Origin of the sequence: Thermomonas mangrovi, assembly GCF_028201335.1 — a bacterium.
GTDB classification, from domain to species: domain Bacteria; phylum Pseudomonadota; class Gammaproteobacteria; order Xanthomonadales; family Xanthomonadaceae; genus Thermomonas; species Thermomonas mangrovi.
On sequence record NZ_JAPEVV010000001.1, the window covers coordinates 18879 to 36315 of the forward strand.

20 protein-coding genes and 1 tRNA gene are annotated in these 17437 nt (G+C 71.6%); 13 read left to right on the forward strand and 8 right to left on the reverse strand.

The window, feature by feature from the left end; genetic code table 11:
* Positions 1-19: 19 nt before the first annotated feature.
* From creB to ON759_RS00130, 6 genes are all read left to right on the forward strand, one after another.
* Complete coding sequence (gene creB / locus ON759_RS00105) at positions 20-700, forward strand: two-component system response regulator CreB (protein WP_271678334.1); 681 nt, start codon at positions 20-22, stop codon at positions 698-700.
* 6 nt (positions 701-706) lie between these two features.
* On the forward strand, positions 707-2119 hold the full coding sequence (gene creC, locus ON759_RS00110) for a two-component system sensor histidine kinase CreC (protein ID WP_271678335.1): 1413 nt from the start codon (positions 707-709) through the stop codon (positions 2117-2119).
* An 83-nt stretch (positions 2120-2202) separates the two neighbouring features.
* Positions 2203-3597 (forward strand): cell envelope integrity protein CreD, encoded by a 1395-nt coding sequence (gene creD, locus ON759_RS00115; protein WP_271678336.1) that lies wholly within the window; start codon positions 2203-2205, stop codon positions 3595-3597.
* Between the two features lie 20 nt (positions 3598-3617).
* Positions 3618-4223 carry a GNAT family N-acetyltransferase gene (locus ON759_RS00120; protein ID WP_271678337.1) on the forward strand — a complete coding sequence of 202 codons (606 nt, stop codon included), beginning with the start codon at positions 3618-3620 and terminating at the stop codon, positions 4221-4223.
* Entirely contained in the window at positions 4220-5137 is a 918-nt protein-coding gene (locus ON759_RS00125) for a carbon-nitrogen hydrolase family protein (protein ID WP_271678338.1), read from the forward strand. The genes ON759_RS00120 and ON759_RS00125 overlap by 4 nt, the downstream gene beginning before the upstream one ends.
* Positions 5138-5215: 78 nt before the next feature.
* Positions 5216-6805 carry a M20/M25/M40 family metallo-hydrolase gene (locus ON759_RS00130; RefSeq protein WP_271678991.1) on the forward strand — a complete coding sequence of 530 codons (1590 nt, stop codon included), beginning with the start codon at positions 5216-5218 and terminating at the stop codon, positions 6803-6805.
* 209 nt (positions 6806-7014) lie between these two features.
* Here ON759_RS00130 and ON759_RS00135 read toward each other — a convergent pair whose 3' ends face one another.
* Positions 7015-7566, reverse strand: a complete 552-nt coding sequence (locus tag ON759_RS00135; protein WP_271678339.1) for a phosphatase PAP2 family protein — start codon at positions 7564-7566, stop codon at positions 7015-7017.
* The gene (locus ON759_RS00140) at positions 7544-8707 is read right to left on the reverse strand and encodes a glycosyltransferase family 4 protein (RefSeq protein WP_271678340.1); all 1164 of its coding nucleotides are present in this window, start codon (positions 8705-8707) and stop codon (positions 7544-7546) included. The genes ON759_RS00135 and ON759_RS00140 overlap by 23 nt, the downstream gene beginning before the upstream one ends.
* A gap of 132 nt (positions 8708-8839) precedes the next feature.
* On the opposite strand from ON759_RS00140, the gene ON759_RS00145 reads away from it, so the two are divergent.
* Both ON759_RS00145 and ON759_RS00150 read left to right on the forward strand, forming a co-directional pair.
* Complete coding sequence (locus tag ON759_RS00145; protein WP_271678341.1) at positions 8840-9355, forward strand: DUF1993 domain-containing protein; 516 nt, start codon at positions 8840-8842, stop codon at positions 9353-9355.
* Positions 9356-9429: 74 nt separating this feature from the next.
* Positions 9430-9573 (forward strand): hypothetical protein, encoded by a 144-nt coding sequence (locus ON759_RS00150; protein WP_271678342.1) that lies wholly within the window; start codon positions 9430-9432, stop codon positions 9571-9573.
* A 112-nt stretch (positions 9574-9685) separates the two neighbouring features.
* Here the strand turns inward: ON759_RS00150 and ON759_RS00155 are convergent, their stop codons facing one another.
* Together ON759_RS00155 and ON759_RS00160 are read right to left on the reverse strand one after the other, a co-directional pair.
* Positions 9686-9853 carry a DUF2798 domain-containing protein gene (locus tag ON759_RS00155; RefSeq protein ID WP_486679365.1) on the reverse strand — a complete coding sequence of 56 codons (168 nt, stop codon included), beginning with the start codon at positions 9851-9853 and terminating at the stop codon, positions 9686-9688.
* 38 nt (positions 9854-9891) lie between these two features.
* Positions 9892-10317, reverse strand: coding sequence for a hypothetical protein (locus tag ON759_RS00160; RefSeq protein ID WP_271678343.1), 426 nt, complete (start codon positions 10315-10317; stop codon positions 9892-9894).
* A gap of 66 nt (positions 10318-10383) precedes the next feature.
* Between ON759_RS00160 and ON759_RS00165 the strand changes: the two genes are divergently transcribed.
* Both ON759_RS00165 and ON759_RS00170 read left to right on the forward strand, forming a co-directional pair.
* A complete protein-coding gene (locus ON759_RS00165; protein ID WP_271678344.1) occupies positions 10384-11217 on the forward strand; it encodes a TlpA disulfide reductase family protein in 834 nt (277 codons plus the stop codon).
* 40 nt (positions 11218-11257) lie between these two features.
* On the forward strand, positions 11258-11734 hold the full coding sequence (locus ON759_RS00170) for a methyltransferase family protein (protein ID WP_271678345.1): 477 nt from the start codon (positions 11258-11260) through the stop codon (positions 11732-11734).
* Between the two features lie 3 nt (positions 11735-11737).
* On the opposite strand, the gene ON759_RS00175 is transcribed toward ON759_RS00170, so the two are convergent.
* The 3 genes from ON759_RS00175 to ON759_RS00185 are packed head-to-tail and all read right to left on the reverse strand — an operon-like array spanning position 11738 to position 13253.
* On the reverse strand, positions 11738-12409 hold the full coding sequence (locus tag ON759_RS00175; RefSeq protein WP_271678346.1) for an aquaporin: 672 nt from the start codon (positions 12407-12409) through the stop codon (positions 11738-11740).
* Entirely contained in the window at positions 12406-12903 is a 498-nt protein-coding gene (locus ON759_RS00180) for an arsenate reductase ArsC (RefSeq protein ID WP_271678347.1), read from the reverse strand. Before ON759_RS00180 ends, ON759_RS00175 begins: the two co-directional genes overlap by 4 nt.
* On the reverse strand, positions 12900-13253 hold the full coding sequence (locus ON759_RS00185) for an ArsR/SmtB family transcription factor (protein ID WP_271678348.1): 354 nt from the start codon (positions 13251-13253) through the stop codon (positions 12900-12902). Before ON759_RS00185 ends, ON759_RS00180 begins: the two co-directional genes overlap by 4 nt.
* 108 nt (positions 13254-13361) lie before the next feature.
* Between ON759_RS00185 and ON759_RS00190 the strand changes: the two genes are divergently transcribed.
* On the forward strand, positions 13362-13856 hold the full coding sequence (locus tag ON759_RS00190) for a hypothetical protein (RefSeq protein ID WP_271678349.1): 495 nt from the start codon (positions 13362-13364) through the stop codon (positions 13854-13856).
* 55 nt (positions 13857-13911) lie between these two features.
* On the opposite strand, the gene ON759_RS00195 is transcribed toward ON759_RS00190, so the two are convergent.
* A tRNA-Leu gene (locus tag ON759_RS00195) sits at positions 13912-13996 on the reverse strand.
* A gap of 94 nt (positions 13997-14090) precedes the next feature.
* Between ON759_RS00195 and rnr the strand changes: the two genes are divergently transcribed.
* A complete protein-coding gene (rnr, locus tag ON759_RS00200) occupies positions 14091-16529 on the forward strand; it encodes a ribonuclease R (protein ID WP_271678350.1) in 2439 nt (812 codons plus the stop codon).
* 145 nt (positions 16530-16674) lie between these two features.
* Positions 16675-17418, forward strand: coding sequence for a 23S rRNA (guanosine(2251)-2'-O)-methyltransferase RlmB (gene rlmB / locus ON759_RS00205; RefSeq protein ID WP_271678351.1), 744 nt, complete (start codon positions 16675-16677; stop codon positions 17416-17418).
* The last annotated feature ends 19 nt before the right edge of the window (positions 17419-17437 follow it).

The window sequence follows — 17437 nt, forward strand, 5'->3', positions numbered from 1 at the left end:
GGGCAGGTAGCATGCGGGCATGCCCGGCACCATCCTCCTCGCCGAAGACGAGCACGCGATCGCCGAGACCGTGCTGTATGCGCTGCGCGCCGACGGTTTCGCCGCCGAGCACGTGCTGCTGGGCGGCGAGGTGCTGCCGCGGCTGCGGCGCGGCGGCATCGACCTGGTGGTGCTCGACGTCGGCCTGCCCGACCGCAGCGGCTTCGACGTCTGCCGCGAGCTGCGCGCGGAGAGCGCGGTGCCGGTGCTGTTCCTGACCGCGCGCGACGGCGAGGCCGACCGCGTGCTGGGCCTGGAGCTGGGTGGCGACGACTACATGGCCAAGCCGTTCTCGCCGCGCGAGCTGGTGGCGCGGGTGCGCGCGCGCCTGCGCCGGCATGCGGCCGGCGACGCCGGCTGGCGACGGCTGGGCCGCTTCGAGCTGGATGCCGGCGGCCACCGCGTGCGCTTCGACGGCGTCGCGCTGGAACTGACCCGCTATGAATTCGGCCTGCTGGAAGCGCTGCTGGCGCGGCCCGGCGCGGTGCTGGAGCGCGCCCGGCTGATGGACCGGGTGTGGACCGATGCGCTGGAATCCGGCGAGCGCACCGTCGATACCCACGTGAAGACCATCCGCGCCAAGCTGCGCGCGATCGCCCCGGCCGCGGACCCGATCCGCACGGTGCGGGGGATCGGCTACGCGATCCACGTCGATGGCTGAGTGCGCGTGAAGATCGGGCTGCGGGTCCTGCTGGGCTACTTCCTGATCGTGGCGCTGGCCGCGCTGCTGGTCGGGCGGGTGTTCCTGGAGCAGGTGAAGCCGGGCGTGCGGCAGGCGATGGAAGGCACCCTGATCGACACCGCCAACACCCTGGCCGAACTGGCCACGGACGATTTGCTGGCCGGGCGCATCGCCGACGGCGCGTTCGCGCGGCGGGTGCGCGCGGTGCAGCAGCGCCACGTCGGTGCCGAGGTCTGGGGCCTGGCCAAGGACCGCAGCGGGTTCCGGGTGACGGTGACCGACGCGCGCGGGATCGTGGTGTTCGATTCCGAAGGCCGCGACCTGGGGCGCGACAATGCGCGCTGGAACGATGTCTATCGCACGCTGCGCGGCCAGTACGGGGCGCGCTCCACCCGCGACGACCCCGCCGACGAGGCGAGCACGGTGATGCACGTCGCCGCGCCGATCCACGCACCCGACGGGCGCATCGCCGGCGTGCTCACGGTGGCCAAGCCGAACCGCGCGATGGCGCCGTTCATCACGCGCAGCCAGCAGATCGTGATGCGCTGGGGGTTGGTGCTGATGGGCAGCGCGTTGCTGGTCGGGCTGGCGGCGGCGTGGTGGCTGTCGCGCCAGCTCGGCGCATTGCGCGCCTATGCCGATGCGGTGACCGCGGGCGAACGCGCGACCCCGCCGGCCGCTGCCGGTGAGTTCGGCGACCTGGGCCGCGCCCTGCACGAGATGCGCACGCGGCTGGAGGGCAAGCAGTACGTCGAGCAGTACGTGCATGCGCTGACCCACGAGTTGAAGAGCCCGCTGGCCGCGATCCGCGGAGCCGCCGAACTGCTGGAGGCGCCGTTGCCGGAGGCCGACCGCGCGCGCTTCGTCGCCAGCATCGCCGCGCAGGGCGAGCGCATGGCGCAGATGGTCGACAAGCTGCTGGCGCTGGCCGCGGTCGAGCATCGGCAAGCAATCGAGGCGTGCGAACGCGTGGACTTGTATGCGCTGGCGGGGGAGGTGGCGGCGCAATGCGATGCCGGCGATATCCGCATCACCGTCAACGGATCCGCGAGCGTGGTGGAAGGCGATGCATTCCTCCTGCGACAAGCCATCGCCAACCTGGTGGAGAACGCGGTTTCGTTCTCGCCTGCCGGAGGCAAGGTCGAGGTGGATGTCTCGCGCGACCAGGGAATGTGCGTCGTCCGCGTGATCGACAGCGGTCCGGGGGTTCCCGACTATGCGCTGCCGCGCGTGTTCGAACGGTTCTATTCGCTGCCGCGCCCGCAAGGCGGCAGCCGCAGCAGCGGGCTGGGCCTGCCGTTCGTCTCGCAAGTGGCGGAACTGCATCGTGGCAGCGTGACGCTCGCGAACTTTCCGCCGCGAGGGGCGATCGCCACCCTGTCGTTGCCGCAGGCCTGACTTCACACACGCTTCATCGCCAGCACCGCGACCGCTCACGGGCCCGCGCCAGCATTCCCCCTCCACGGGACGGGAGAGGCGTGATGCGCTTGGGCTTGAAGATCGCGATGGTGATCGTGCTGGTGCTGGCGATCCTGATTCCGCTGGCGATGATCCGCGGCACCATCGCCGAACGCTCGCAATACCGCCAGCAGGCGGTGGACGAGGTCACCCGCAGTTACGCCGGTGGGCAGGGCATCGCCGGGCCGGTGCTGGTGGTGCCGTATCGCGAGCAGGTGCAGGTCGAGGAACGCGATGCCAACGGCGTGCCGCGCAAGGAACTGCGCGAGGTCGATCGCGAATGGCTGTTCTTCCCGAAGACGCTGCGCGCGCACGGACGCGTGCAGCCCTCGATCCGCAAGCGCGGGCTGCACCAGGTGCGGGTCTACGAATGGCAGGGCAGCCTCGACGCCGGCTTCGACGTACGCCTGCCGGACGCCGATCCGGCGCGACCGCGCACGCTCGGGACGCCGTGGTTGAACATCGGCATCGCCGACGTGCGCGGGCTGGTGGGCGCGCCGACGCTGCGCGTGGCCGGGATCGCCACGCCGATCCTGCAGGGCCAGAAGGGCCGCGGCGGCGGTGGCGTGCACGCGGCGCTGCCCGCGGCGCTGGTCGCCGGCGGGCGCATCGCGTTCCCCGTGCAATTCGGCTTCGCCCTGCGCGGCACCGAGGCGCTGGCGATCGTGCCGCTGGCCGACGCCAACCGCATCGTGCTCGACTCGCCCTGGCCGCACCCGCAATTCAACGGCGACTTCCTGCCGCGCACGCATCGCGTGGATGGCACCGGCTTCCATGCCGAATGGGACGTATCGTCGCTGGCCAGCAATGCACAGGCGCAGTACCGCGAAGGCGGCGATGCGGCGATGGGCAAGCCCAGGCCCGTGCCGGGGCGCGACGGCATCGTGGCGGCGGTGGCGGCGCCGGCCGGCATCGACCAGGTCGGGCTGTCGCTGGTCGAGCCGGTGAACCTGTATTCCAAGGTCGATCGCGCCAGCAAGTACGGCCTGCTGTTCGTGCTGCTGACCTTCGTCGCCTTCTTCATGTTCGAAACGATCAAGCAGCTGCCGATCCACCCGATCCAGTACGCGCTGGTCGGCTTGGCGCTGGCGATCTTCTTCCTGCTGCTGCTGAGCCTGTCCGAGCACGTCGCGTTCGGCCTGGCCTACCTGGCGGCGGCGCTGGCCTGCCTCGGCCTGATCGGGTACTACGTCGGCCACGTGCTGCGCAGCCGCGTCCGCGGGTTGGGGTTCGCGGCGATGCTCGGCCTGCTGTACGCGGCGCTCTACGGCTTGCTGATGTCCGAGGACAACGCGCTGGTGCTGGGTGCGGGCCTGCTGTTCGTGGTCCTGGCGGCGGTCATGGTCGCCACCCGCAAGGTGGACTGGTACCAGGTGGGTGCGCGGATCGGCACCGCGCCCAAGCCGATGCCGCCCTGAGCTGCCGATAGAATCGCCGCATGCACGCGGCGATCTCCCTCGAATCCCTGTCGGGTGCGGCCCTGCGGCCGCACCTCGACGCATTGGCGGCCCTGCGCATCGCGGTGTTCCGCGACTGGCCCTACCTGTACGACGGCGACGTGGCCTACGAACGCGAGTACCTCGAGGCCTATGCGCGCTCGCCGCGCAGCGTGGTGGTGCTGGCCCGCGACGGCGAAGCGGTGGTCGGCGCAAGCACCGGCCTGCCGCTCGCCGAGGATGGCGCCGAATTCCAGGCGCCCTGGCGCGCATGCGGCATCGATCCCGCCACGGTGTTCTATTGCGGCGAATCGGTGCTGCTGCCGGCGTACCGCGGGCGCGGCATCGGCCATGCCTTCTTCGATGCGCGCGAGGCGCATGCGCGGGCGCTGGGCGGGTTCGCGTGGTGCGCGTTCGCCGCGGTGGATCGCGACGACGGCGATCCGCGGCGTCCGCCCGGGCATCGCGGCAACGAGGCGTTCTGGGGCAAGCGCGGCTACGTGCGCCAGCCGGGAATGACGATGCAATTGCACTGGAACGAAGTCGGCGTCGGCGACGTCGTCCACCCGCTGACCTTCTGGCTGCGACCGCTGGAGGCCGTCGCATGAAGGTGGCCGCCTGCAAGTACCTGGTCGGCGAGCCGCGCGACTTCGACGCGTTCGCGGAGAAGCAGGCGGCGCTGCTGGGCGAGGCGAAGGCGGGCGGCGCGCAGGTCGCGGTGCTGCCGGAGTACCTCGCGCTGGAGCTGGCGGCGATGTTCGATGCAGGCACGCGCGCCGACCTGCACGCGTCGCTGGCGGCGCTGCAGCCGTTGCGCGCGGCATGGCTGGCGCTGTACGCGCGGCTGGCGCGCGACCTCGGGTTGTGGATCAACGCCGGCAGTTTCCTGCTGGCCACCGGCGATGGCCGCTATCGCAACCGCAGCGACCTGTTCGCGCCGGATGGCGGCCATGCCTGGCAGGACAAGCTGCGGCTGACCGGCTTCGAGCGGCAGGCGCGGGTGATCGCGCCGGGCGAGGCCTTGAAGGTGTTCGAGGTCTGCGGCGCGCGGGCCGGGATCGCGGTCTGCTACGACAGCGAATTCCCGCTGCCGGTGCGCGCGCAGCGCGAGGCCGGGGCCCGCCTGCTGCTGGTCCCGAGCTGCACCGATACCGAGGCCGGCGCGACCCGCGTGCGCGTGGGTTGCCTGGCGCGCGCGCTGGAGAACCGGATGTTCGTGGCGCAGGCGGTCACCGCCGGCGAGGCGCCGTGGAGCCCGGCGCTCGACGTCAACACCGGCGAGGCCGCGTTGCTTGCGCCGATGGATGTCGGCTTGCCGGCGGACGGGGTGCTGGCGCAGACCCGCGGCGATGCCGCGTGGGCGATTGCCGAGCTCGACGTCGCCGCCCTGGAGGCGAGCGCGATGCGGGCGCAGGTCGCCAACGACCGCGACTGGCCGGGCCAGGCGATGCCCGCCCTGCAACGCGCGCGGCTGGAACGTGTCGACGGTCACGCCGGGGCCGCGGAACCACGGGGGGCATGACCGATGGCCTAGGCCGCGCACTGCCCGCGCCGCCTAGACTCCAAGGTTCAACCACGTCCGGGGAAGACGATGAAGCGAATGTTGTGCACGGCCGCCTTGCTGGTGGCCGGGATCGGGAGCGTGCCGCCGGGATTCGCGCAGGAGCGCGTCGACCTCGACATGACCGCGCGCATCCGCCAGGAGGCGTTCTACCGCTCGCAGGTGATGGCGACGCTGAACCACCTGACGGACGTAATCGGCCCGCGCCTGACCAATTCGCCGTCGATGGCGGAGGCGAACCGCTGGACCCGCTCGAAGTTCACCGAGTGGGGCCTGTCGAACGTGCACGACGAGGCGGTCGAGGACTTCGGCCGCGGCTGGGCCTTCACCGACGCCAGCGTCGAGATGCTCAGCCCGCGGGTGATGCCGCTGCACGCGCTGCCCAAGGCGTGGACGCCGGGCACCGCCGGCAACGTCGAGGGCGAGGCGATCTACGCCAAACTCTCCAACAAGGCCGATCTCGAGAAGTGGAAGGGCAAGCTGCGCGGCAAGGTGCTGTTCACCGACGAGTTGCGCGCCTACAAGCCGAACGAGAAGTCCGACTTCCAGCGCCACGACCACGACAGCCTGGAAGAACTGATGTCCTCGCCGATGCCGACCGAGCGCCGCGGCGACGCCGCGATGCTGGCGCAGTTCCGCGAGCGCCAGGAGTTCGCGCCGCTGCTCAACCAGTTCCTGGTCGACGAGGGCGTGGTCGCGACGATGTCGATCAGCAGCTGGAACGACGGCATCGTGCGGGTGATGGGTGGCGGTTCGCGCAAGGCCGGCGAGTCGACCGGCGTGCCCGCGCTGGTGATGATGGCCGAGCACTACAACACGGTGATGCGCGCGCTGGAGCGCAAGGAGCCGGTGCGGCTGCGGCTGAAGGTCGATGCGCGCTTCACCGACGACGCCAACATGCCGGGCTACAACACCATCGCGGAGATCCCGGGCACCGGCCCGCAGAAGGACGAGGTGGTGATGCTGGGCGCGCACATGGACTCCTGGCACACCGGGTCCGGCGCGAACGACAACGGCGCCGGCGTGGCGGTGATGATGGAGGCGATGCGCATCCTGAAGGCGGTCGGCGCCAAGCCCAACCGCACGATCCGGGTCGCGCTGTGGACCGGCGAGGAGCAGGGGCTGATCGGCTCGCAGGCCTACGTCGCCAAGCACTTCGCGCATTACCCGGAACCCACCGATCCCGAGCAGAAGGCCTTGCCGGCGGCGTTCCGCACCAACAAGGGCAAGCTGGTGCGCACCCCGGAGTACGGCAGGATCTCGGCCTACTTCAACCTCGACAACGGCAGCGGCAAGATCCGCGGCATCTACGCGCAGGAAAACCTCGCGGCCGGCCCGATCTTCGAGGAATGGCTGAAGCCCTGGCATGACGTCGGCGCGACCACGGTGACCCAGCGCAATACCGGCAGCACCGACCACATCAGCTTCGACCGCGTCGGCATCCCGGGCTTCCAGTTCGTGCAGGACCAGCTGGACTACTTCAGCCACGTCCACCACACGCACCTGGACGTGCAGGACCACGCAGTGGCGGACGACCTCAAGCAGGCGTCGGCGATCGTCGCCTCGTTCGTCTACAACACGGCGCAGCGACCGGGCAAGCTGCCGCGCAAGATGCTGGTCGAGGACTGATCCGCGACGCGATGCGATCCACGGAGGGCCGGCCATGCCGGCCCTTCTTTTTGGTCGAGCGCGGCAGGGACTCCATGCGTCGGGATCGCCAGGCTGGGGAGCGGCCGAGCAGGCCATGGAGGGCCTGCGCCCGCGCATCGAAGCTGGATGCGGAGCCTAAGCGGCGGCCGCTCCCCAGCCTGGCGGTCGCGGCGCAGTGCGCTAGCAGTTCACGCGAACAGCGAGACCCCCGGCACCAGCCACAGCGACACGGCCGCGAGCAGGCTGCCGATCGCGGTCGCGGCGAGCACGTCGGAGGGATAGTGCAGGCCCAGCACCACCCGCGAGACCGCGACGCTCGCGGTGAACGGCACCAGCCACCACGCCAGCGCGGGGACATGCGCCATCGCCACCAGGCTGAAGGCGACCGCGTGCAGGGTGTGGCCGGAGGGGAAGCTGAACTCGTCGAGCGGCGCCACCCATGCATGGATGCGCACGTCGCGCGCGAACGGCCGCGGGCGCCGCGTCCAGCGCTTGAGACCCTTGTACAGCGCCAGCGCGACCACGCCGGTCGCGGCAAGGTGCAGCGACGCGCGCAACCCATGCATGCCGTCGAGCAGCACCAGCGCGCCCATCAGCGCATACCAGGCGATGCCATCGCCGAGCCGGCTCACCGTGGCGAAGTAGCGCAGCGCGGCCTGCTGCGTGCAGATCCGGTTGGCGCGCAGGCACCAGCCGTGTTCGGTCGCGATCAGCCGGTCAGCGGGCGAGGGCAGCGGCATGCGGGGCTCCGGCATCGGCGAGGGTACGCAGCAGTCGGTCGAAGTCCTCGGCGACTTGGGCCGGGCGCAGCGCGGCGACCGCGTCGCGGCAGGCATCGCGCATGCGCATGCGCAGGGCGTCGTCGGCGCCGAGGCGCATCGCCGCGGCGATGAAGCCGGCATCGTCGTGGTTTGCATCGCCGGTGCAGGCGATCGCGGCGCCATGCACGCCATCGCGCAGCACCTCGCGCGCGGCGCCGTAGTCGAAGGCGATCGTGGGCACGCCGCTGGCCAGCGCCTCCAGGGTCACGTTGCCGAAGGTCTCGCTGCGGCTGGGGAACAGGAACAGGTCGCCGCTGGCGAAATGGCGGGCGAGGGCCTCGCCGCGCTGCACGCCGCAGAAGATGAAGTCGGGGTTGTCGCACTGCAGCGCCCCGCGGGCCGGACCATCGCCGACCCACACGAAGCGCGCCTGCGGGCGCACCGCCTGCAGTGCGCGGAAGGCGCGGACCGCCAGCCCCAGGTGCTTTTCCGCGGCGATGCGGCCGACGTGGATCGCGGCCAGCTCACCATCGCGCAGGCCCCAGCGGGCGCGCAGGGCGGGATCGCGCAGGGCCGGGTCGAACTGCGCGGTATCCACCGCCCGCGCCAGCCGCACCACGTTGGCGAAGCCCAGCCGCTGCAGGTTGTCCTGCAATTCGGTGGTGGGGACCAGGGTCGCCTGCGCGCCGTTGTGGAAGCGGCGCATCCAGCGCAGCGCCGCGCCCTGCAGCCACGACGCGCCGTAGTCGCGCATGTAGTGGTCGAAGCGGGTATGGAAGCCGGTGGCCACCGGGATGCCGAGCTGGCGCGCGGCGCGCAGCGCCGACCAGCCCAGTGGACCTTCAGTGGCGACGTAGACGGCGTCCGGGCGCGCTTGCCGCCACTGGCGGCGCAGGGTCGCGGTGGCCGGCAGGCCGAAGCGCAAGCCCGGGTAGCGCGGGAGTGCCGCGCCGCGGACCAGCAGGGCATGCGCGGGGGCGATGCCGTCGGTGGGCTGGCGTGGGCGCACCAGGTCCACCGCGTGCCCGCGTTCGCGCAACCCGTGTTCGAGGCCCTGCACGGTGAGGGCCACGCCATTCACTTCGGGCGGGTAGGTCTCGGTGACGATGCCGTAGCGCATGCGCGACTCCGCGTTTGCGGCAGCCTGCCGCGCCCCGGTGACCGCGGCATGGCGGTGCAATGACCGCGCGGTGACAACGCGCGCGTGGCAACCCGGCGCGCGATACTGGCCACCCGCCATCGGAGCCTCGCCATGCCTGGTCCGCAGATCCGCGAGTTGCAGCGCGTGTTCGTGTCCCGTCTCGATACCCTCTCGCACATCCTCGATGCCGGCGCGGCGCACCTCGGTGCGGCCCTCGACGTGGGCCAGGCGCGGTTGGCGCCGGACATGCTGCCGCTGGGCACGCAGGTCGCCTTCGCCTGCAACCAGCCGCGCGGCTTCTCGCAATGGTGCGCGGGCGAGCCGGTGCAGAACCTCGACCCCGCGGTGCCGTCGCTGGAGATCGCCCGGGCGCACATCGCCGACACCCGTGCGCGGGTGCTGGCGATCGCCTGCGACGACGGCAAGCTCGAGGAGACCAAGCGGATCGGACTGGGCGGCGCCCTGTACTGCGAGTTGCCGGGCCACGGGTACGTCAGCGAATACCTGCTGCCCAACTTCTACTTCCACATCACCACGACCTACGCGATCCTGCGGATGCTCGGCGTGCCGGTCGGCAAGGCCGACTACATGCGCTTCCTGCTGCCGCACGTCCGCAGCGACGGCTGATCGCCATCCGGGCGCATCCGCGCGGTGCCTGGGGTCGTACGGATTGCAGGTCCAGCCTGCGGGCGCCGCACGCCATGCGTTCTCCCGATCCACGCCTGCAACCACTCGCCTCTCGGCGTCGCCCGCGCCTGCCATTGGACCTGCTGGCGGTGGTGCTCGCCAAGCTGGTCTTCGGTGGGCTTGCGCTGTATGCGCTCTGGACGGTCGGCCGCGGCTGACCGTCGCAGGGCGTGGCTGCGCTCAGGGCGTCTCGACGATGAGGGCGGTGAGCCGGCGCACCAGCGGCAGTACCACCAGCAGCACCGGGAACGCGATCAGCCAGGAGACGCCCTAGGCCTCCAGCCATGCGGCGAGGAAGCCCGGCCCGCCGCCGACCCCGGTGAGGGTGCTGACCAGCGAGACCACGCAGGTCATGAGGATGGAGAGCAACAGCGGCGTGACCACCCGCGCGTGGCGGGCGGGCAGCTTGCGCAGGCGGGGGCGCGGCGTGGCGTTCATGCACGGATGGCGGGCGAGGGCGTGCGAAGGTGGAAGGCTCAGGGCGGACCGGCAAGCGGCGCGACGTCGAGGTGCCCCACGTTCATCCGCAGGTCGAGGGCGAAGCGCGACTTGAGGTGGAAGTCCGCGTCCAGCGTGCCCGGCGGCGAGGGCATGACCAGCACCACCACATGCCGGCGTGCGCGTGGGTCGCGCGCGGAGGCCGCTGCGTCCAGCAGCAGGCGATAGACCCGTGGCGGGCCGCGCCCGGGCTCCGGCGCAGTCGCCGCGAAGGCACCATCGCCGATGCGGCCCTGCAGGCGTCCATCGGCGTCGAAACGCAGCTCGACCGGCAACGCGCCCAGCGCCTGCCTGGTGTTGGTTTCGAAGAACCGCGCGCTGCCGCGCCAGTGGCCGGTCTCCGGCGCCGACTGCGCATGCAGCGCACCGGCCAGCAGCATGAACGGCAACCACCAATGGCGCATGGGTCGGCCTCCGCGAGCTTGGACCTGCCGTAGCCTAGCGCGTCCTCCTGCAGGTGCCCGCGTCCGATGTTGACCAGCCTTGGGCCCTTCCCGATCTCCGCGGTCCTGCTGGTGCTCGCGCTTGCGCTGGCGGCGGGCATTGGACGGGGCATCGCCGCACGCCTGCCGCCGCCGCGCCCCCCGGTCGGTGCGGTCTTGCTCGACATGCTGCTGGTCGGCGTCGCCGCGGCGCGGCTGGGGTTCGTCCTGCGCTGGTGGCCGCAATACGCAGCCGAGCCGATGGCGATCCTGCGCCTCGGCGATGGCGGCTACCTGGGCTGGGTCGGGGTGGCGGCGGCGCTCGCCTTCGGTGCCTGGCGCACGCGCCGCACCCCGGGCCTGCGCATGCCCCTGGCCTGGGGCAGCGGGGCCGGCCTGGCCGCGTGGCTGCTGCTCGGCCTCGGCATGGCGCGGATGCAGGCCGGCGTGGCGATGCCGGGGGTGCCGCTGGTAGCGCATGGCCCTACGCCCCCGGAGGCCACGCCCGGGTCCACGACGCACCTGGCCACGATCGCCGGCGGCAAGCCGCTGGTGGTCAACCTGTGGGCGACCTGGTGCCCGCCCTGCCGTCGCGAGATGCCGGTGCTCGCGCGCGCGCAGGCCGCGCATGCCGACGTGGTGTTCGCCTTCGCCAACCAGGGCGAATCCGCGGCCGAGGTCGAGGATTTCCTGCGCCGGCAGCCATTCGCCTTGCGCAACGTGCTGCGCGACGACGGGTCGCGGCTGATGGTGGAAGCCGGTTCGCGCGGCCTGCCGACCACGCTGTTCTTCGATGCCCGGGGGCGGCTGGCGGACACCCACATGGGCGAGCTTACCGAGGCCGGGCTGGCGCAGAAGCTGCAGCGGCTGGGGTCGCGCTGAGCGCTTGCGTGCGATCCCGGCTGCGCGTGCAATGGCGGGCATGACCCCGCCGCTGCCCCATCCGCTGGAATTGAAGGTCCCGCCACCGGTGGTCGCGCTGGCGTGCGCGCTGCTGGCGTGGCGCCTCAGCGTGGCGCTCCCCGCATGGACGCTGCCGTGGCCGGGGCGGCACTGGCTGGCCGGCGGCCTGGTCGCCATCGGTCTGGCGCTCGACCTGTCCGCCCTGGTCGCATTCCTGCGGGCGCGGACCACGATCAACCCGTTGGCGCCCGCGCGCACCTCGTCCATCGTGCGCGGCGGCGCGTATCGCGTCACCCGCAACCCGATGTACCTGGGCCTGGCCTGCTCGCTGTCGGGGCTGGCGGCGTGGTTGGCGCATCCGTTGGCGCTCGCCGGGCCGGTGCTGTTCGTCGCCTGGGTCACCCGGTTCCAGATCGTCCCCGAGGAACGCGCCTTGCGCGCGGCGTTCGGCGCGCCCTACGCCGACTACCTGCGCAGGGTGCGTCGCTGGCTGTAGCGATCAGCCGGCGGCCGCGGGCGTGCGCCGCCCCAGCCATGCGGCCAGCAGCAAGGCCAGCGCGGTGCCCACGAGCTGGGCGAGGATGAAACCGGGCGCGTCGATCGGGCGGATCCCGGCGAAGGTCTGCGTCAGTGCCCGGGCCAGGGTCACCGCCGGGTTGGCGAACGAGGTGCTGGCGGTGAACCAGTACGCCGCGAAGATGTAGGCGGCCACCAGCGCGGGGATCGCGGCGGGCCGCGCACGCAGGCCGAGCAGGATGGTCAGCAGCAGGCCGCAGGTGGCCACCGCCTCGCTCAGCCATTGCGCGGCGCCGGTGCGCGCATGCGTGCCCGGTTGCAGGAGCGGCAGGTCGAACATCGCATGGGCCAGCACCACGCCGGCGATCGCCGCCACGCACTGCACGCCGATGTAGGCGAGGGTGGCGCGCGTGTCCAGCTCGCCGCGCAAGCGCATGGCCAACGTCACCGCCGGGTTGAAGTGCGCGCCGGAGAGCGGCCCGAGCACGACGATCGCCACGTACAGGACGCCGGCGGTGGCCGCGGCATTCGCGAGCAGGGCGATCGCATCGTTGCCGGCGGCCAGTTGCGTGCCCATGATCCCCGACCCGACCACGGTCGCGAGCAGGGCGGTGGTGCCCACCGCCTCGGCGAGCAGGCGTCGTGCCAGGCTCATGCGCCGGTGCCGATCGCGCGCACTTCGTGCTGCAACGACATACGGTCGAGCTTGTCCAGCGGCAGCGACAGGAACAAGCGCAATCGGTGTGCGATGTCCTGCGCGGTCTTCGCGAAGGCGGCGCGGCGGGTCGCGTCGTCGCCCTCCACGTGCGACGGATCGGCGAAGCCCCAGTGCGCGGTCACCGGCGCGCCCGGCCAGTACGGGCAGGCCTCGCCCGCGGCGCTGTCGCAGACGGTGACCACGAAGTCCATCGCCGGCGCATCGGGCGTCGCGAACACGTCCCAGGACTTGCTGGACATGCCTTCGGTCGCGCAGCCGAGCTCGCGCAGGGTGTCGAGCGCGAGTGGATTGACCCGCCCCATCGGCTGGCTGCCGGCGCTGTAGGCGCGCAGGCGTCCTGCCGACAGGTGGTTCGCGAGGCCCTCGGCGAGGATGCTGCGCGCGCTGTTGCCGGTGCACAGGAACAGGATGTTGAACGGCGGGTGGGTCATCGGGCGTGGTCCTCGTCGCTGGTTTCGTGGGCGCAGGGCAGGCAGGCGGGCGGCGTGCACGCCGCGGTGCCTCCGCAGCAGTTGTCGGTCAGGTAGGCGAGCAACGCGTTCATCCGCGCGAAGTCGGCGCGCACGCGGATCACCCGTCCCTCGCGGGTGTCCTGCACCAGGCCGGATGCGCGCAGCACGTTGAGGTGGGCGCTGAGGGTGGCCGGGGCGAGGGCCAGCCGCTCGCGCAGGTCGCCCACGCTCAGGCCGTCGGGGCCTGCCTGCACCAGCGAGCGGAACGCGGCCAGGCGGGAGGCGTGGCCGAGCGCGGACAGTGCGGTGAGGGCCTGTGATGTTTCCATGCTTCCAGAATTATCGAACATCATGACGATTCGGTGACAGCCGGCGCTACGCTGGACGCCGGCTTCACCCCGGTGCGTGCAACCTGCCGCCACCCCAGGAGCACGCCGATGACCCGCCACGTCCATCTCACGCGCGACCTCGCGCACGCCCGCGAAGCCCTCTCCACCCTGCACATGCAGGGCATCGGCAACGAGGCGATCTCGCTGGTGGCCCGCTCGGACATCGAACTCGAGCGCATCCCGGACAGCATGAAGGAAGCCGACACCGACGCCGTGCCTGCCGCGCTGCGCGGGATGGGCGTGGGCGGCGCATCGGGCTTGCTCGCCGGGCTGGTCGCGACGGTCTTCACGCCGCTGGGCGTGACTCTCGCGGGTGCCGCGGCGATCGGGGCCATCGGCGCGCTGGTCGGCGGCTGGTCCTCGGCGATGGTCGGTGCGTCGCTGCCGGACCCGGTGCGACAGCAGTTCGAGGACGAGATCGCCGCCGGCCGCATCCTGGTGCTGGTCGATGTCGCCGACGGGCGCGAGCCCGCGGTGCGCGAGGCGATGCTCGCGGCCGACGCGCCCCGCCTGAACTACGACGCGCCGCTCGGTGCCGCCTGACCCGGCGATCGCCCAACAAAAAACCCGCCAGCGGCGGGTTTCTCTGTTCCGAACGTGGTGCCCAGGAGAGGACTCGAACCTCCACGGTTTTACCCGCTAGTACCTGAAACTAGTGCGTCTACCAATTCCGCCACCTGGGCGTTCGGAGCCGCGCATTCTGGGCATGCAGGTGGCGCTTGTCAACGCCCGCGGTGAAACGCGTGGCCTGCACGCGCAGGCGTTTACCATCGCCGCATGAGCAAACCCCCGAGCAAGCGCGGCGGCAGCCGCGGCAAGGGTCCCGGCGGCAACCGCCCCGGTCCGCGCAGCGATGCGCCCAAGCCCAGCGGCTTCAAGCGCGCGGGCACTGCATCTGCAGGCAGGCGCCCGCCTTGGATGCCCGACCTGCCGGCCCCCGCGGAAGGGAAGCGCACCGGTCCGCAGCCGCCACGCGCGCCCGGCTTCGATCCCCATGCCCAGCGCGAGGCGCAGCGTTACGCCAACCCGATCGCCAGTCGCGAGATGATCCTGCAGGTCCTCGCCGCGGCGGATGGTCCGATGGATGCCGACGCCCTCGCGGCCAAGCTGGCGCTGGACGCGCCGGATCGCTTCGACGCCCTGCAGAAGCGGCTGTCGGCGATGCTGCGCGAGGGCCAACTGCTGCAGAACCGCCGGGGCGGTTACGTGCCCGCTGCGCGCGCCGACCTCGTCCCCGGCACGGTCATCGCCAATCCGGACGGCTTCGGCTTCCTGCGCCGGGAGCAGGGCGGCGACGACCTGTTCCTGCCGCCCTACGAGATGCGCAAGGTCAGTCACGGCGACCGCGTGTTGGTGAGCATCACCGGGATGGACCGGCGCGGGCGTGGCGAGGCGAGCATCGTCGAGGTCCTCGAGCGCCGGCTGACCCGCCTGCTCGGCCGCTATGCGGAGGAGCTCGGCATCGGCTACGTGGTGCCGGACGACAAGCGCATCCAGCGCAACGTGATGATCCCGCAGGATGCGCGCAACGGCGCGCGCGCCGGGCAACTGGTGGTGGCCGAGATCACCACCCCGCCCGATGCGCACCGGCCGCCGATCGGCCGCGTGCTGGCGGTGCTGGGCGACAAGCTCACCGCCTCGCAGGCGGTGGAGGCCGCGATCCACGGCCACGACATCCCGCACGAATTCCCGCCCGACGTGCTGGCGCAGGCCACTGCCGTGCCGCTGGAGGTGCAGCCGGCGGACATCGCCGGCCGGGTCGACCTGCGCGGCGTGCCGCTGGTGACCATCGACGGCGAGGATGCCAAGGATTTCGACGATGCGGTCTGGTGCGAAACCAACAAGGACGGGTTCCGCCTCATCGTCGCGATCGCCGACGTCTCGCACTACGTGCGGCCGGGCACGCCGCTCGACGACGAGGCGCAGCTGCGCGCGACCTCGGTGTATTTCCCCGGCTTCGTGGTGCCGATGCTGCCGGAGACCTTGAGTAACGGCATCTGCTCGCTCAACCCCAAGGTCGACCGCCTGTGCTTCTGCTGCGACATGCAGGTGGGGCGCGACGGCAGCGTGCGCGAGTCGCGCTTCTACGAGGCGGTGATGCACTCGCACGCGCGCCTGACCTACACCGACGTGTGGAACGCGGTAGGCGAGGGCATCCCGGAGGACGACCACGCGGCGGCGCTGGCGAAGATCGGCCCGCTGCTGCCGCACGTCCAGCGCCTGCACCAGTTGTACAGGGTGCTGGACAAGGCGCGGGCCAAGCGTGGCGCCATCGAGTTCGAGAGCGGCGAAGTCCGCTTCGTGCTGGATGCGCAGGGGGCGGTGACCCAGGCCGGCATGCTCCAGCGCAACGATGCCCACAAGCTGATCGAGGAATGCATGATCGCGGCCAACGTGCAGGCCGCGCTGCACCTGCTGGAAGCGCGCATCCCCGCGCCGTACCGCGACCACGACAAGCCGCCGGAATCCAAGTACGCGGACCTGGAGGAGTTCCTCAAGGAATTCGCGCTCCGCCTGCCGCCGTGGGGCAAGGTGAAGCCGAAGGACTTCCGCGCGCTGCTGGAGAAGATCCGCGAGCGGCCCGACGCGACGTTGCTGGAGTCGGTGATCCTGCGCAGCCAGTCGCTGGCGGTGTACGCGCCCGACAACATCGGCCACTTCGGACTGGCGCTGGAGGCCTACGCGCACTTCACCTCGCCGATCCGCCGCTACCCGGACCTGCTGGTGCACCGTGCGATCAAGCATGCGCTGGCCGGCGGCAGGCCGGAGGCGTACGTCTATTCGCCGCACGACATGGCCGCGTTGTCGCTGCAGTGCTCCGAGCGTTCGCGGCGCGCCGACGAGGCGCAGCGCGAGGTGGACGAGCGCTACCGTGCGGCGTGGATGGAAGGCCACGTGGGCAAGGAGTACGACGGCACCATCAGCGGCGTCACCAGTTTCGGGCTGTTCGTCGAACTCGACGAGTCGAAGGTCAACGGCCTGGTCCACGTGACCCAGCTGCCGCGCGACTTCTACCACTTCGACGCGGTGCGCAAGACCCTGACCGGGGAACGGCGCGGCCGCGAGTTCCGCCTCGGCGACCGGGTCCGCATCGTGGTCCTCAAGGCCAGCGTCGAGGACCGCAAGATCGACTTCCGCCTGGCCGAGGACGAGGGCGGCGCGAAGCCGCTGCCGGAGCGCGGCAAGCCGGCCAAGCGGCCGAAGCAGACGTATTGAGCCGCGAGGATTCCGCAAGGCCGTGTGCGCGAGGCGTGTCGAGAGCCGGCCATGGATGGTCGGCGTCCGCGCATCGAACAGGACGTTCGCACAAGCGGCTCGACACGCCTGCGCACGCGGCCACCCGTGAAGGCACAATGCGCGCATGAGCAAGCAATCCCAATGGATCGTCGGTCTGAACGCGGTGGCCTCCGCGCTGGAGCACGATGCCGAACACGTGCGCGAGGTGCTGCTGGAAGCCGGCGGCAAGAACCCGCGCATCGTCGAGATCGAGAGCCAGGCGCGCCGGCTCGGCATCGACGTGCGTCGCGTCGCGGGTCAGGCGCTGGACGGCGTGGCCGGTGGCGTGCGCCACCAGGGCGCCGCCGCGCGCTATGCGGCGGCGAAGACCTGGGACGAGCACGAGCTGCCGGCACTGGTCGAGGCCGCCGAAGGTCGCGCGCTGGTGCTGGTGCTGGATGGCGTGCAGGACCCGCACAACCTGGGTGCCTGCCTGCGCAGCGCCGCCGCCGCCGGCGCGACCGCGGTGGTGTTCCCGAAGGACAAGGCGGTCCAGCTCAACGCCACCGTGCGCAAGACCTCGGCGGGCGCCGCCGACACCTTGCCGGTGTTCAGCGTCACCAACCTCTCGCGCACCCTGCGCGACCTGCAGAAGGCGGGGGTGTGGATCTACGGCTTCGCCGGCGAGGCGGACGCATCGTTGTACGCGCTGGACCTGACCGGCAACGTCGCGCTGGTGATGGGCGGCGAGGGCGATGGCCTGCGCCGGCTGACCCGCGACAACTGCGACCAGCTGGTCAAGATCCCGATGCCGGGTGGGTTCGAGAGCCTGAACGTGTCGGTGGCCACCGGCGTGGCCTTGTTCGAAGCGGTGCGGCAGCGGCAATGACGACAAGGGGGAGTAGGCG

Bases quoted from the DNA above. Each gene is read 5' to 3' on its own strand.
- creB (WP_271678334.1), top strand. From the start codon at position 20: ATGCCCGGCACCATCCTCCTCGCCGAAGACGAGCACGCGATCGCCGAG.
- creD (WP_271678336.1), top strand. From the start codon at position 2,203: ATGCGCTTGGGCTTGAAGATCGCGATGGTGATCGTGCTGGTGCTGGCG.
- ON759_RS00120 (WP_271678337.1), top strand. From the start codon at position 3,618: ATGCACGCGGCGATCTCCCTCGAATCCCTGTCGGGTGCGGCCCTGCGG.
- ON759_RS00125 (WP_271678338.1), top strand. From the start codon at position 4,220: ATGAAGGTGGCCGCCTGCAAGTACCTGGTCGGCGAGCCGCGCGACTTC.
- ON759_RS00130 (WP_271678991.1), top strand. From the start codon at position 5,216: ATGTTGTGCACGGCCGCCTTGCTGGTGGCCGGGATCGGGAGCGTGCCG.
- ON759_RS00135 (WP_271678339.1), bottom strand. From the start codon at position 7,566: ATGCCGCTGCCCTCGCCCGCTGACCGGCTGATCGCGACCGAACACGGC.
- ON759_RS00140 (WP_271678340.1), bottom strand. From the start codon at position 8,707: ATGCGCTACGGCATCGTCACCGAGACCTACCCGCCCGAAGTGAATGGC.
- ON759_RS00145 (WP_271678341.1), top strand. From the start codon at position 8,840: ATGCCTGGTCCGCAGATCCGCGAGTTGCAGCGCGTGTTCGTGTCCCGT.
- ON759_RS00150 (WP_271678342.1), top strand. From the start codon at position 9,430: ATGCGTTCTCCCGATCCACGCCTGCAACCACTCGCCTCTCGGCGTCGC.
- ON759_RS00155 (WP_486679365.1), bottom strand. From the start codon at position 9,853: ATGAACGCCACGCCGCGCCCCCGCCTGCGCAAGCTGCCCGCCCGCCAC.
- ON759_RS00160 (WP_271678343.1), bottom strand. From the start codon at position 10,317: ATGCGCCATTGGTGGTTGCCGTTCATGCTGCTGGCCGGTGCGCTGCAT.
- ON759_RS00165 (WP_271678344.1), top strand. From the start codon at position 10,384: ATGTTGACCAGCCTTGGGCCCTTCCCGATCTCCGCGGTCCTGCTGGTG.
- ON759_RS00170 (WP_271678345.1), top strand. From the start codon at position 11,258: ATGACCCCGCCGCTGCCCCATCCGCTGGAATTGAAGGTCCCGCCACCG.
- ON759_RS00175 (WP_271678346.1), bottom strand. From the start codon at position 12,409: ATGAGCCTGGCACGACGCCTGCTCGCCGAGGCGGTGGGCACCACCGCC.
- ON759_RS00180 (WP_271678347.1), bottom strand. From the start codon at position 12,903: ATGACCCACCCGCCGTTCAACATCCTGTTCCTGTGCACCGGCAACAGC.
- ON759_RS00185 (WP_271678348.1), bottom strand. From the start codon at position 13,253: ATGGAAACATCACAGGCCCTCACCGCACTGTCCGCGCTCGGCCACGCC.
- ON759_RS00190 (WP_271678349.1), top strand. From the start codon at position 13,362: ATGACCCGCCACGTCCATCTCACGCGCGACCTCGCGCACGCCCGCGAA.
- rnr (WP_271678350.1), top strand. From the start codon at position 14,091: ATGAGCAAACCCCCGAGCAAGCGCGGCGGCAGCCGCGGCAAGGGTCCC.
- rlmB (WP_271678351.1), top strand. From the start codon at position 16,675: ATGAGCAAGCAATCCCAATGGATCGTCGGTCTGAACGCGGTGGCCTCC.